Source organism: Rhodococcus sp. 14-2470-1b (assembly GCF_002259415.1).
In the GTDB taxonomy this organism is placed as follows: Bacteria; Actinomycetota; Actinomycetes; order Mycobacteriales; family Mycobacteriaceae; genus Rhodococcoides.
In genome coordinates this window covers 29,153-45,034 of the sequence record NZ_NPFY01000012.1, presented here as the reverse complement: position 1 = coordinate 45,034, position 15,882 = coordinate 29,153, and the positions used below count along the sequence as shown (strand labels likewise).

At 66.6% G+C, this 15,882-nt stretch carries 2 protein-coding genes; both read right to left on the bottom strand.

Annotation, left to right across the window (positions count from 1 at the left end):
- Positions 1-23 precede the first annotated feature (23 nt).
- Positions 24-1,025 (bottom strand): alpha/beta hydrolase family protein, encoded by a 1,002-nt coding sequence (locus CH293_RS10185; RefSeq protein WP_176459967.1) that lies wholly within the window; start codon positions 1,023-1,025, stop codon positions 24-26.
- The gene (locus CH293_RS10180; RefSeq protein WP_094720122.1) at positions 1,022-15,712 is read right to left on the bottom strand and encodes a non-ribosomal peptide synthetase; all 14,691 of its coding nucleotides are present in this window, start codon (positions 15,710-15,712) and stop codon (positions 1,022-1,024) included. Before CH293_RS10180 ends, CH293_RS10185 begins: the two co-directional genes overlap by 4 nt.
- Between the last annotated feature and the right edge of the window lie 170 nt (positions 15,713-15,882).

The window sequence follows — 15,882 nt, the reverse complement described above, 5'->3', positions numbered from 1 at the left end:
ATTTTGCGCGAACGTGGAACGGCTCAGCCGGCCAGCGCCCGTTCCAGGGTCGGCCAGGATGCGCGGAGCGCGTCCTGCCAGTACAGCCATGAGTGTGTTCCTGGATGCCCCAGGTCGAACTGCGCTGGAATACCCAGTTCACCGAGCCGCTGCTGCAGCCGTTCGGCGCATCCGTTCGCGACGGCTTCGATCACCCCACCCAGCAGAATCTGCTCCTGCAGCGGGGGTGAACCGACCGGGCGCACGGCGTTCGGCATCTCGTGCGGCCCGGGCAGCCCGGTGGCGTTGGAGACGAACAGCTCCAGACCACGCAACCCCTCGGCGTTGACGTACGGGTCGTGCTCGACCCAGCGAGGATCACCGTCGGGACCCCACATGTTGTCGGTGTCGCCTTTGCCGCGTACGGCGATGAGAGTGCGAATGAAGTTGCGTGCTACTGGATCCGATGTCTGCGCGCACCCGCTGTACGACGCCACCCCGCGGTAGAGGCCGGGTGCCTGGATCGCGAGATCGAGGACGCTGCCGGCGGACATGGACAAGCCACCGATCGCGTTGACGCCGTTGGCCCCGAGTGCGTCGTCGAGGACGGGCGGCAGTTCCTCGGTCAGGAAGGTCTGCCATTTGTTCCGTCCGAGACCGGGATCGTCGTGCTCCCAGTCGGTGTAGTAGCTGAGGTAACCACCGACGGGGATGACGACGTTGACGTTCTTGTCCGCGAAGAACTCCGGCATGTCGGTCTGCTTCAGCCAGTTCGCGCCGTCCTCGCCCCCGCCTGCGCCGTTGAGCATGTACAGCGTCGGCCGCGGTGCCGAGGTGTCCGCGGGTCGGAGGACCTGCAGTGGGATGACGCGGTCCATCGACGCCGAGTAGACGTGCACATCCCATCGTCGATCGCTGATCTTCTCGATGTGGTCGACGGAGCTCACGGCGCCGGGCGCCTCGGGTTGGGCGAACGCGACCGACGTCGGTCCCATCAGGACAGCGGCGGCGACGATCACGAGGGCTCGCCGGAGAACTACCTTCATGCGCGGACCTCGAGGTGCCGTGCGACGAGCGGGCCGACTGCGCGCAAAGCGGACGGCGACGTCATCTGCCAATGCGAGTGCGACACCGAGAAGTTCGAGATGTCCCCGGTCACGTACGGGTGCCACGTCGCGAGTCCGTGCAGTTCCTCGTGGCCGGCACTGACGAACAGGATGTCACCGTCGTAGACGCCGGGGGTGTGCCCGACGGCCAACTCGTGGTTGTGTCGTGCGGCGGCGATCAGCCGTTCCACTTCGTGTGTCTCGATTATGCCCGATCCTGCGACGAGGGACGGGAGCGAATCGAGGCGGATGCGCTGCCCCCCGGCCGGTCCGAATCCGTCGATACCGGGCATGGCGATTCCGACGGCGTCGAGCAGGTCTGCCGCGGGAAGCTCTGTCTCCCAGACATCCTGGTTCTGCACTGCATGGCTGTCCAGCAGCACCAGAGAGCCGACGGTTTTGCCCTGGGCCCGGAGGCGGACGGCCATGGCGTGGGCGATCGTTCCGCCGAGTGACCATCCGAGCAAGTGGTAGGGGCCGTTCGGCAGGATCTTCTCGATCTCGTCGATGTAACGCTGTGCGAGTGCGTCCAGGCTGTTCGGCAGGTCGGACGGAGCTGGGGTCTGGATGCCGTAGATCGGCCGGTCGGTGTACTTGTCGAATCCGTTGTAGCACCAGGACAGTCCGACGATCGGGTGGATGCAGAACAGCGGCACCCCGTCACCGGTGGTGCGGATCGGGAACACCACGTCGAACGACGAGCTGCCGTCGGATCCGGAGTCCAACAGTGTCGCAATCGATTCCGGTGTAGGTTCGGCGAGCAGTGCCTGCAGGGACAGAGCGGTGCCGGTCGATGCCCTCAGCTTGCTGAGCACACGCATCGCCGTGAGCGAGGACCCGCCTCGTTCGAAGAAGTCGTCTGTCACCGAGATGTCGTTCACTGCCAGTACCTCCGAGAATGCTTCTGTGACGAGCCGTTCGGTCGCCGTGGACGGGAGTCTGTTCGGGCCGGCGTCGCGGCCGAAGTCGGGTGGTGGAAGCGCACCGACGTCGAGCTTTCCGGTCGGTGTGCGAGGGACGGTCGTCAGATACGTGACGGACGCCGGAATCATGAATCCGGGCAGCCGTTTCCGCAGGTAGCTGCGCAGCGCGTCACCCTGCACCGCGTCACCCTGCACCGCGTCTCGGTCGCCCAGGACGTACGAGACGAGGACCGTCTCTCCCGACGGCATGCCATGGCCGACGGTCACCGCGAAGTCGACACCGGGGTGAGTCGACAGTGCGGCGTCGATCTCACCGAGCTCGATGCGGAACCCGCGAATCTTGATCTGCGTGTCGCTGCGTCCGCTGTATCGGAGCCGACCGTCGGGTGTGCGACGAACGATGTCCCCGGTTCGGTACATGCGGCCGCCGCTGACCGGATCCGCCAGGAATCGTGTCGACGTCAACCCTGCCCGGCCGTGATAGCCACGTGCGACGGCGGGGCCGCCGACGTACAGCTCGCCGGGGACGCCGTCGGGCACCGGGTGGAGGCGTCCGTCGAGAACGTGAGCGACGAGGCCCGCGACAGGCCTGCCGATGTCGATCGGGGCGTCGGCGGTGATCTCGCCGAGTGTCGATATGTCCGTGGCTTCCGTGGGTCCGTAGCCGTTCACCATGATTCGGCCCGGCGCCCACCGGGCGATCAGCTCGGGGCTGCACGCCTCGCCGCCGACACAGACGACCTGCACGGTGTCCAGGTCGCTCGGATCGAGCGTGGACAGGGTGGATGGAGTCGTCAACGTGTGGGTGACGGACTCGTCGCGCAGGAACGCGGCCAGTTCTTCGCCGCCCAGAATCTCCGGTGGGGACACCACCAGCGTTGCGGCTGCGGACAGCGCGGACACCATCTCCCCGACGGCCATGTCGAAACTCGGTGAGGTGTTGTGCAGGAACCGCGACGACTGTTCGATGCGGTGAATTTCGCGCCTGGACTCGGCGAGGTTCGCGAGCCCGCGGTGCGAGACGACGACTCCCTTGGGCAGGCCGGTGGAACCGGACGTGTAGATCATGTACGCCGCACTGTCGAGTCCGGCGACGCCGTTCAGCTCCTCCGCTGCGACGGCGTGACGCGGTGCCCGCTCCACTTCGCTGTTGATCTCCGGGTCGTCGAGTTCGAGCCAGGTGATATCTCCCGGCAGCGCACTGCGGTGCGAGGTGAGCGTGATTCCCATGACCGCTCCGGAATCGGAGACCATGTGCTGCAGTCGATCCCGCGGATATGCGGGGTCGACGGGCACGTACGCGGCGCCGGTCTTCGTCACGGCCCAGACGGTCAGAACCGAATCCAACGAGCGGGGAAGCCCGATCGCGACGACGGTCTCGGGGCCGATTCCGTATCCGAGTAGTACCCGGGCCAGTCGGGTCGACGCGTCGTCGACCTCGCGGTAGGTGTGGTCCTCCCCGTTCCATCGGATGGCGACTCCGTCGGGATTCTGCGCGACGGCCTGTCCGATCAACTGCGTGAGCGTACGAGGGCTGACGGCATCGCGGCCGCGGACCGGTTCGTGTTCGCGCGGGCCGAGGATGTCGATGTCGCCGACGGCCTGCGTCGGGTTCTCCACTGCTGCCGTGAGAATCCGAGCGAACCGGTCCACGAAGCCCTCGATGGTTGCGGCGTCGAACAGGTCGGTGCTGTAGCGCAGGGAACCACCGAGGCCGCCTGCCGTCTCCCGGAGTGTCAGCGCGAGATCGAATCGCGTGACGCCGGATTCGTACGGGAATTCCGAGACGGTGAGGCCGGGTAGTTCCAGCATCGACGGCCGATCCGGTTCGAACGCCAGCAGCGCCTGGAACAGCGGGGAGTGGGACGTCGCGCGGGTCGGACGCAGTGTTTCCACGACCTGCTCGAACGGCACGTCGGCGTTCTCCAGTGCTTCGAGGTTGGTGCTGCGCACCCTGTCGAGGAGATCGGCGAAGCTTTCCGCCGGCCGAATCTCGTTGCGCAGAACGACGGTTCCGACGAACATGCCGACGACATCGTCGAGGCTGCCTGCGCTTCGACCCGCCACAGTGGTGCCGATCGGGATGTCGGTGGTACCCGACAAGCGGGCCAGCAGGACTGCGTACGCCGCGCCGACGACCATGAACACCGAGGCGCTGTGGCGATGGGCAAGCGACTTGATCGCCGACGCTACGGCGGGGTCGATGTCGAACGCCACCTCGGCACCGCGTTGCGACGAGACAGCAGGCCGCGGCCGGTCCGTGGGCAGATCCAGGACGTCGGGTAGCCCGTCCAACCGGGTACGCCAGTAGTCGAGCTGCGTGGACAGGACGGACTCGGGATCGTCCGCGGAACCCAGAACGTTCGACTGCCAGAGTGCGAAGTCCGCATACTGCACCGGCAGCGGTTCCCACGGCGCGGGCGCGCCGTGTGTTCGGGCCGCGTACGCGGTGACGACGTCGCGGGCGAGCGGGCCCATGGACAGTCCGTCCGCCGCGATGTGGTGAACGACGAGAAGCAGTACGTACTCGGTCGGGGACGTGCGGAGAACACTGCCGCGCAGCGGCACTGCTGTTGTCACGTCGAATCCGCGATTGAGTACCGCTGCCGCCGAGGCCAGGACGGCCGATTCGTCGATGTCCTGAGGCGTGAGATCGAGTTCGACCTCGTCGGCCGGAAGAATCACCTGATGGGGGTCTTCGGAGACGGGATAGACGGTCCGAAGCGATTCGTGCCGATCGAGTACGTCACGCAGGGCTGCGGCCAACGCATCCGCATCGAGGTCTCCACTCAACCTCACGGCGAACGCGATGTTGTATGCCGCCGAGGCCGGTTCGGCCTGGTTCAACAACCACATTCGGCGTTGCGCGGCAGACAACGGGATCACGTCGGGACGCGGTCCCGGGCGCAGCGCAGGCAGCGCCGACGATTCGGAGGCGTCGATCGTCACTGCCAGCTGCGCAGGCGTCGGGGCTTCGAACAGCGCGCGCACAGGCAGTGTCCGTCCGACCCGCTCGTTGACGTGCGCCATGACTCGCGTGGCGACGAGTGAGCTTCCTCCGAGGTCGAAGAAGTTGTCGTCCACACCGATGCGTGGAACGCCGAACACCGCCCCGAACACCTCGGACACGATCGTTTCCGTTGGCGTTCGAGGAGCGAGAAACTCGCGGGTCGCGAACACCGGCTCCGGCAACGCGGTGCGGTCGGTCTTTCCGGTCGGCGTGCGCGGCACCTCGTCGATGATCGTGACGGCCTGCGGCACCATGTGGGACGGCAGCGACCGTCGCGCGTGCTCGACGACGTCGGAGGGATCTGCATGTACTCCCGACACCGCGTCGGAGACGACGATGTAACTCACCACACTGTCCGCGTGAACGATCGACACCGACTGTTCGACGCCGGGGTGGCGGGTCAGGACGGCGTCGACCTCACCGAGTTCGATGCGGAACCCGCGGATCTTGACCTGGTGGTCGATGCGCCCGTGGTACTCGAGGGCGTCGCCGACGCGCCGCACGCGATCGCCGGTGCGGTACAGCCGATGCCCGCGCGGGTCGAACGGGTTGGCGACGAAGGCCGTCGCCGTCGTTGCGGGGTTGCCGTGGTAACTCCGGGCGAGAGCGCCTCCGCCGAGGTAGAGCTCGCCGACTGTTCCCGTCGGCACCGGATGCAGGCGCGCGTCGAGCACGTATGCGTCGACTCCTCGTATCGGGGAGCCGATTCGGATCGGCGCGTCGGCGATCATCGGGTCGGACATCGTCGCGACGACGGTGCTCTCCGTCGGACCGTAAGCGTTGAACAACGCCACCCGATCAGCCCAGGTGGAGATCAGATCCGGGCCGCACGCTTCTCCGCCGACGACGAGGACGCGGAGGTTCGGTACCGAATCCGGGTCGATCGTTGCGGCAGCGGCGGGCGTCAGGAACGCGTGGGTGACGCCGTCGAGTGCGGCTGCGAGCTCGGCGCCACCGTAGATCTCGGGATCGGCGATGTGCATCGTACTGCCGCTGCCGATCGCCAGGAGCAGTTCGAGGATCGACGCGTCGAAACTGGGTGAGGCGAAATGTAGTGTTCGACTGTTCTTGTCGAGACCGAGACGCTCGACCAGTTCTGCACCGAGGTTGGCAAGACCGGCATGGGTGACCGACACACCTTTCGGCGTTCCGGTGGATCCGGAGGTGTAGATGACGTAGGCCGGATGGTGGGGGCTCAGTGCGCTGTTGCGTTCGCGGTCGGTGATGGGAAACGCCGAGCCGAGAGTCGGATCGAGCTCGTCGGGACGAATCCAGTCGACACCGGCCACCTCCGAACCGAAGCTTCCGTTTGTTTCCGAGACACCGTTTGTTTCCGAGATACCGTTGCTGTCCGAGATACCGTTGCTGTCCGATATACCCAGGCGTGCACCGGAATCGGCGACGATGTGCAGGATCCGGTCGAGCGGGTAGCGCGGGTCGACGGGCACGAACGCGGCGCCGGTCTTGGCCACCGCCCACAGCATCGTCATCGCGGTGATGCCGCGCGGCAGCGCGATCGCCACCGCGGTCTCGGGGCCTGCTCCGCGCGCGATGAGCTGACGGGCGATGCGCGTCGATGCGTCGTCGAGCGCCGGGTAATCGATGGACACGCAGCCGGAGACCATTGCGGTACCGCCGGCGGACGAGACGACGGCTGCGGACAGGGCATCGGGCAGCGTGCGGTGTCGCAGAGACGGCGTACCGCGAAGCGGGTCGACGGACACCAGGTCGATGTCGCCGACGATCGTCCGAGGATCGGCGACCACTGCGTCGAGGATCGTCCGGAACAACTCGGTGAAGGATCGAGCGGTACCGGCGTCGAAGAGGTCGGTTGCGTAGGTGAGGGTTCCGGACAGATCCTCCGAGTCGAACGCCAGCTGCAGATCGAACTTCGCCACTGCGCCGACCGGCGCGAGAGGGGCGACCGTCAGCTCGGGCAGCTCGACCGTCGGCACCGGATCCTCGAGGGACAGCATCACCTGGAACAGCGGATGATGCGCGGTGGACCGGACCGGGGTGAGCTCCTCGACGACGCGATCGAAGGGGATGTCGGCGTTGCCGTAGGCAGCCAGGTCGCGGTCGCGTACCGACGCGAGAAGATCGGCGAACGGCACGGCCGGATCCACGTGCGACCGCAGAGTCAGCGTGCCGACGAACATTCCGACGAGATCGTCCAGGGCCCGGTCTCCACGGCCTGCCACCGGTGTTCCGACGGTGATGTCGGACGTTCCGGACACTCTCGCGAGCATGATTGCCAACGCAGCATGGAGAACCATGAACTCGGTGGCACCGGACTGCCGTGCAAGCTCGCTCAGTGCGCGTCGGGTGTCGGGGGCCACCGAGAACGCGACCGTCTCGCCTCGATGCGATGCGGCCGGTGGCCGAGGCCGATCGATCGGCAGCGGCAGGTGATCGGCGATACCTGCGAGTTCTTCTCGCCAGAAGGACAATTGACGCGATGCCACGGATTCCGGATCCTGCTCGGAACCGAGCGACTCGATCTTCCACAGCGTGTAGTCGGTGTACTGAACCTCGAGGGGCGGCCACTTAGGTGTTGAACTTCGGGGTGTCGAACCTGGGCCTGCAGTTCCGGCGGCACGTGCGGTGTAGGCGATCATCACGTCACGTGCCAGGGGCCGCATGGACCATCCGTCGGCCGCGATGTGATGGGTGACGACGACGAGCACGTGATCGTCTGCGGCGAGACGCAGAATCGCCGCGCGCACGGGTGGTCGTTCGGTGACGTCGAAGCCGCGGACCGCGAGCCCTGCCACGGCGCCCGACAACCCACTCTCGGTGGTGTTCGCGATGCTCACGTCGAGGAAATCCGAGTCGACGACGACCTGACGGGGGCCGACCGTCGCAGTGGTCTTCCCGGGCTCGGAGTCGGGGTAGAACGTCCGAAGCGCTTCGTGACGGTCGACGACGTCGAACACCGACTCGACGAGTGCGTCGGCGTCGAGCACACCGGTCAGCCGGACGGCACCGGCGATGTTGTACGCACCCGAGGCCGGGTCGAACCGGTTGAGCAGCCACATCCGGTGCTGATTGGGGGCGAGTGGAACGTGCGCCGGCCGAACCTGTGGGACGAGCGCGGGACCGCCACTGCCGCGGGACATGCGGCTCAGCCGGCTCGTCAGGCCGCGGACCGTCGGTTCCTCGAACAGGTCTCGGACACCGAGATCGGCGTGCAGTTCCGCGTTCATGCGCGCTACCACCTGCGTGGCGGTCAGCGAGTTGCCGCCGAGCTCGAACCAACTCGCCGTCACACCGACGCTGTCGATTCCCAGCACGTCGGCGAAGATCTGCGCGACGGCCGTCTCGGCCGCACCGTCGGGTGCGACGTCCTCGGCCTGGCCGACGGACGGCTCGGGCAGGGCAGTTCGATCGAGTTTTCCGTTGCGGCCCAATGGCAGACGAGCCAGTGGCACGTACACCGTCGGAACCATGAACGCGGGTAGTTCGGCGTCGGCGTGTGCTCGGATGTCGTCTGCATCGGCGTCACCGCAGACGTAGGCGACCAGCTTCTCCGAGGTCCCTTCGCCGTGGACGGTGACCACGGCGGCCGTGACGCCCTCGGCGCGCAACAGGGCTTCTTCGATCTCGCCGAGTTCGAGGCGCTGACCGCGAAGCTTGACCTGGAAGTCGTTGCGGCCCAGATAGTGCAGTTCTCCGTCGAGGGTCCAGCGGACGAGGTCGCCCGTGCGGTACAACCGACCGTCGCCGTGCGGATCGGCGACGAACCGTTCGGAAGTGAGGGCTGCTCTGCCGGTGTAGCCGCGTGCCAGTTGCACACCGGAGAGGTAGAGCTCACCGACACTTCCGATCGGAACGACTCGAAGCGCGTTGTCCAACACTCGGACCCCGGTGTTCCAGACCGGAACCCCGATGGGTACCGGCCCGGTCTCCGCGCCGTCGGTGCGGTGATACGTGACATCGACGGCGGCCTCGGTGGGACCGTAGAGATTGTGCAGTTCCGCGGTCAGCATGCCGTGGAAACGCTGCACGGTTCGGCGGCTCAACGCTTCACCGCTGGCGAAGACCCGGCGCAGTGATCCGGTGTCCTCGTGATCGCCGTGGTCGAGGTACAGGTCGAGCATCGACGGAACGAAATGGGCGGTGGTGATCGACTCGTCTCGCACGAGCCGCGAGAGGTACTTGGGGTCGCGATGGCCACCGGGTTCCGCGATGACCGTCCTGGCGCCGGCGATGTGGGGCCAGAACAGTTCCCACACGGACACGTCGAACGTGGCCGGTGTCTTGTGCAGGACGGCGTCGGACGTGTCCAACGGGTAGGTGTCCTGCATCCACAGCAACCGATTGACGATGGCCGCGTGCGACACCGCGACGCCCTTGGGCCGTCCCGTCGAGCCGGAGGTGAACAGGACGTACGCGGTGTTGTCCGGGTGAACCGGTGTGGGTCGCTCGTGGTGGGCGATGGGTCCGGTGGCGAATGCCGACAGATCCAGGGTGCGCGGGTCTGCACGTGGCACCGATGTCTCGATATCGGCACCGAGAATCAGTGCAGGAGATGCAGCGTCGATCATGTAGGCGATGCGTGACGCGGGCAAGGTGTCGTCGAGAGGCAGATACGCCGCACCGGCATGCACGACGGCATGGATGGCCACGAGCTGGTCCATCGACCTCGGTAGAGACACCGCGACCACGGACTCGGCGCCGATTCCGCACCGAATCAAGTAGCGAGCCAGACAGTGCACGCGGGCGGCGAAGTTGTCGTACGTCAACGAGTGGCCGTCGTACACCACACAGGTGGACGTACCGTACACCGACGACGCTCGGCCGAGCAGTTCCAGCAGAGTGTCGGTGCCACAGTCGACTTCCGTCGCCACCCAGTCCGAGGTGACTGCCTGACGCTCGAGTTCGCCGAGCACGTCGATGTCCAGAACGCGCCCCCGAGGCCGGTCGGCCATGGCCCGGATGGCCCGCTGGAGACGGTCGGCGAACGTCGCGACCTGACCGCGGGAGAAGGCGTCGGGCGAGAAGCGCAACGTCATCGTCGGAGTCGGCTCGAGCACGGTCACCAAAGTGAGCGGATAGTGCGTGGAATCGGAGACGTCGATACCGCGGACCGCCATGCCCGCGATGTCGGTCGCGGCGTCGAGTGCGCTGTGATCGACGGGGTAGGACTCGAACACCACGAGAGTGTCGAAGTCCGCGCTCCGCCCGGCCGCCGCGTGGATCTCGGCGAGTCCGACGTGGTGGACGTCCAACAGCTCCACTTGCTCGCGCTGCACCCGCTCGGTCAGCGACTCGACGGTGTCCTGCACGTCGATCGAGACGCGAAGCGGGAGTGTGTTGATGAACAGCCCCAGCATCTCGGTGGCACCGGCCAGATCACCCGGCCTGCCGGACACGGTGGCACCGAACACGACGTCGTCACGCGAGAGGACGGTGGACAACACGATCGACCACGCAGCCTGCACCACGGTGTTGACGGTGACGTTCGACGTACGGGCGATCGACGCCAGAACGGAACCGTCGATGCGAACGTCCACGTCCTCCGGCAACCGACCACTGGGAACGTGTGGGCCCGCGAGCAACGTCGGGCCGTCGACGCCCGCGAGGTGCGCAGCCCAGCGGTCGACATCCGAGTCGGAGCGACGAGCACTCGACCACGCCAGGAAGTCCCGGTACCTACGGACGGGAACGCCGATCTGCGTGTCGGCTGCATAGAGGACCAGCAGTTCCTTGATCAGGATCGGCATGGACCAACCGTCGAACAGGATGTGATGGTTGGTGACCACCAAGCGAGTACCCGCGGGCCCGTGCACCAGGGCGAACCTGATGAGCGGTGCGTCAGCGAGATCGAAGCGTCGGCTGCGTTCCGCCGCGACGGTCGCAGCGACATCGTCCGTCTGCACCTCCTGCCACGGGACGACCACATCGTCGACAACCAGCTGGACAGGAAGACCCGAGGCATCGTGAACGAACGCGGTGCGTAGATTCTCGTGACGATCGAGCAGACGCTGCGCGGCACGATGGAGTCGATCACCGTCGACGACGCCGGACAGATCGAAGACGATCTGCGCGGTGTACGGATCCACCCCGTCGCGCATCAGATCGGCGTGGAACATCAGACCCCGCTGCAACGGGGTGAGCGGCCACACGTCCGAGACGTTGCCGAACTCGCTGTGCCACAGGTTCAGTCGAGCCTGGTCGACGGTCACCAGTGGGACGTCGCTCGGCGTCAACTCCCCCACGCCCTCGGACCGGCCGTGCTCCGCGAGCTCGGTGATGGCATCGGACCACAGATCGGTGAGACGACGGACATCGGCGGCGTCGAGCACACCCGTCGGGAATCCGATGCGCACGACCAACGAGCCGTCGCGGACCAGTGCGTTGATGTCCAGCTCGTACGCGGTCCGCAGGGCATATCCGCTGCCGACGTCGTTGCCGACGGTCAGGTCCGGTGTCCACGGTTGATCCAGCGATCCCCCCGGCACCTTGCCCAGATAATTGAAGCTGATCCGTGGCTCTGGTGAATCGACGAATTCACCACGCGCAGAGAGGATACCGAACATCTGGGGTTCGGTGGGAATGCTCCGCAGCTGTTCCTTGACCGCCTTGACGATCGAGGCTGCATCGGAACCGGACGGCGCCTCGATACGCGCAGCATGTGTCGAGGTGAACCATCCGACGGTCCTGGTGAGGTCCGCACCGAGAACCGAATCGGTATCGCGGCCATGGCTTTCGATCGACACCAGGTGCGACGCCGGGCCCCTCCACGTCCGCAGGGCCATGGCCAGGGAGGTGAGCAGGGCGTCCTCGGGACCCATCCGATAGCGGTTCGGCAGCTGTTCCAGCAGCGCCTGCGTGACGTCGGAGGGAACGCTCAGCTGGGCGAGCTGAGTCGTGGCCCCGGTATCCCGCGCATCGAGGGGGCGCGAACCGAGCAGGGCGTTCTCACCGCTCAGCAGTACACGCCACGCGTCGGCGTCGTGCGACGCGAGGTCGTCGACAGCATGAGCCCACCGGCGGAACGAGGTCTCCACCGGCTGGAGAGTCGGGCCGGAGTCGCGCAGCGCGTAGGCGGTGGCGAGATCCGGCAGAAGAATGCGCCACGACACACCGTCGACGACCAGGTGATGGGCGACCAGCACGATCCGTGGGCAGTCGGCGTCGGTCACGTGAACCACCTGGAGCATCACTGCATCTCGGGGCCGCAGACGTGCACCGGCGCGAGCGATGACGCCCTCGAGATCGGTCCCCGATTCGCCCCCCGAATCCACAGTCGAGCATTCAATCGACACCAAGCCCGCAGCATCCACGGATCCGGCGGGTCCGACCACGAGACTGTCGTCGACGAGTCGTGCCCGCAGCGCATCGTGGTGATCGATCAGCACGGCCAGCGCGGCGACCAGATCCTCGGTGTTCAGATCGGACGGCGCGACCAGTACGAGAGCCTGATGGAAGTTGTCGAGGTCCGACGGCTGCTCGGCCCGCGCCAGGACGCTCCTGGCGATGGGGAGAAGCGGCATGTCGCCGACCCCGCCGCCCGGCAGTTCCTCGAGCCGGACCCGGTCGGCGTCGCTGACTGCTGCGTCGGCGAGGCCGGCAACGGTGCGCCGTTCGAAGACGTCCCGTGGCGTGAACACCACACCGGATGCCTTGGCGCGCGAGACAAGTTGGATCGCAACGATACTGTCGCCGCCGAGAGCGAAGAACGAGTCGTCGACGCCGACGGACTCCTTGCCCAGCACCTCCGCCATTGCGTCGGCGATGATCTGTTGGACCGGATCGCTCGCGGCGCGGAACGGAACGGTGTCGACGTGAGCGAGCGGATCCGGCAGGGCAGAACGGTCGACCTTGCCCGACGGCGTGATCGGAACCGAGTCGATCTCGACCAGAAGGGAAGGAACCGACTGCCGCGGAAGGAATTCCGACGCCAACGCGATGAGAGCGTCGCGATCGAACTCGTGACCGGGCTTGACCTTGACGTAGGAGACGAGGGTGGATCGGTCGCCGCGCTGGGCCACCGTCGAGACGACGAAGTCCACGGACTGATGCCAGGACAGAACGGCGTCGACCTCGCCGAGTTCGATTCGCAGGCCGTGAAGCTGCACCTGGAAGTCGCTGCGGCCGATGAACTCCAGATCCATGTCCGCTGTGCCCGACGCCCGCCACCGCACCACGTCTCCGGTGCGGTAGAGGCGCTGACCCGAGCCGTACGGATCCGCGACGAAGCGGGTCGACGTCAACCCCTCACGGTTGTGGTAGCCGCGTGCCAGACCTGGTCCGCCGACGTAGAGCTCGCCACTCGTACCGACCGGCACGGGCCGAAGCCACCGATCGAGCACCACGGCGGACGCGCCCTGCAAGGGCCGCCCGATCGTGATCCCCCGGGGGTCCGTCTGGGGTTCGGTCATCGTGATCACGATGGTGGATTCGGTGGGGCCGTAGCTGTTCCGCAGCTCGGCTCGCGACCGTAGCCTGTCCACCAGGTCGGGTGGGCAGACGTCACCGCCGACGACGACGGATGTCAACGACTCGACCTTCTCCACCTCGACGGTCGACAGCAGTGCAGGAGCAGTGACGATGTGCGTGACCGCCTGTTGCCTGAGCAGCTCCGTCAGTTCGCCGCCGCCGTGAACGTCTGCAGGCGCGACGACCATCGTGGCTCCGGCGCCGAACGCGGCGAGCATCTCGAACACCGAGGCGTCGAAACTGGCCGACGAGAACCGCAGGACGCGGGAGTTCGTCGTCAGCGCGAGTTCCGGGCGCTGAGCGGCGGTGAACACGGAGAGACCGCGGTGGCCGACGAGCACGCCCTTCGGTGTCCCCGTCGATCCCGACGTGTAGATCATGTAAGCCGTGTGATCGAGACAGAGTCGAGACCGCCGGTCCACGTCGGAGATCGGTGCGTCGGAGCGTGTCTCGAGCTCGCTCGTGAAGCTCGGGTCGTCCATCCCGAGCCAGTGCACGGCGTCGGGAAGCGAGGCCGCCAACGCTGTGGTGCTGAGGCCCACCAGGACACCGGAATCGGTGACCATGTGGCCGATCCGCTCGGCCGGATACGTCGGATCGATCGGCACGAAGGCTGCGCCGGTCTTCGCTGCGGCCCAGAACGCGACGACCGAGTCGATGGAACGGGGAAGTGCGACGGCCACCACCGACTCCGGCCCCGCGCCGCGGGCGATCAGAGCTCGGGCGACGGTGTTGCTGCGCTGATCGAGCTCTGCGTAGGAAAGTTCGGTGGTGCCCTCGACCAGAGCAGTGCCGTTCGGGTTCCGCGCGACACCCGCCGCGAGGATGTCCGGAAGAAGCTGCGGCGGTTCGCCCGGTTCGCCGCGCGCAGGAACGACGGCGTCGACTTCCGCGGCATCGAGCAGGTCGAGATCGGTGACAGTGAACTCCGGATCACTGTGAAGGAACTGCGCGAGAAGCCGGACGAAGCGGCGGTACAGGTCCTCGGTCGCCTCGGCGCTGTAGACGTTGGGGTTGGCTTCGAAGTCGATACGGGAACCACCGCCGTCGACAGGTGGATAGATGTTGACCGACAGATCCTCGACAGGGCCCGTGGACAGGACGTTGAAATGCCCCGTCCGGCCGCCGAATCCGACCTCGCGCTCGTACGCCATGATGTTGATGGCGGTGCCGAAGAACCCGCGGTGCTCCTGGCTGGCACCGGCGTCGCGTCGAATGTCCTCGGCGCGGTAACGCTGGTGCCGCAGAGCACCGGTCAGTTCCAGCTGCACAGCGTCGACGAGGCTCGCGACGGTCGTCCCAGGGGCGATGCGCACACGGATCGGGAGGACGTTGGACACCATGCCGCCCGAGCGTCGCAGCACCGCCGTCGTACGTCCGGCAACGGGCAGCGAGAGAACGATGTCGTCGTTGCCGGTCAGACGGGACAGAAAAGCAGCTACGGCGGATACGGCCAACGGTGCGAATGCCGATCCGAGCCTGTCCGCTGCGCGAGTGAGTGCCTTCTCGAGAGTCTGCGGTAGCGGCTCTCCGCAGATCCGCGACCGCGGCGCCGGTGGTGCGACGATGCCCGACGGTGACACCGGCGCGGGCAGCCCGCGGGTCTTCTCCCGCCAGTACTCGCGGTCCTTCTCGAAGCGAGACGACGAACGGTACTCGTCCTCGGCTGCGTAGACGTCCTCGAGTGCGCCCGCCTTCGAGACCGACGGCGACTCACCTGCCTGAACTGCCGTATAGATCTCCGCGGCCCGATTCATCAGCCGAACTGCGCCGTAGCCGTCGAGAGCGATGTGATGGACGTGTGAGTACCAGAACGTGCGATCGGCGCCGACGCGCAGTGTCGCAGCTCGGATCAGCGGGCCCTCGATGATGTCGATCGGTTGCGAGTACGCGGCCTGCATCCAGTCGATCGCCGCGGCCTCGGGGTCGGGCTCCTGGGTGAAATCGAGATCCGTCGACTCGTGACGGGTGGACTTGTCGATGTACTGGTGTGGTTCACCATCGATTTCCACCAGGCGTAGCGAGCCTGCGCCGAGCTCGGCCGCAGCCTGCTCCACCGCCCCACGCATCAGGTCACCGTCGAGTTCACCGTGGACGTCGATGTAGTTCGCGATGGTGATCGGAACGTCCGGCATCAAATGCTGGGCGAACCACAGCCCGCGTTGTGCAGCAGTGAGCGGGAACGGCGCGGACGTCAGCGTGTGCCCGGTGTCGGTCCTGCTCAGCGCAACTGAATCAGCCGAATCCACAGTAGTGCTCTCTCGGTCGAAGGAGCGTGGTTGGCGGAGGCTCGGAACCGGACGTGGCGTGCGCTGCCCCGAAACGCCGCTCGCTCTGTGACGAAGGTCCCACCCGCTAGGTCTGAGGATTCGAGGTTTACACAACCGTTACCCGAGGTCAACCGAACCCCGGCCCTGGC

What these genes read in the sequence shown, in the direction of transcription:
- CH293_RS10185 (WP_176459967.1), bottom strand. Translation starts at nt 1,025, where the DNA reads ATGAAGGTAGTTCTCCGGCGAGCCCTCGTGATCGTCGCCGCCGCTGTC.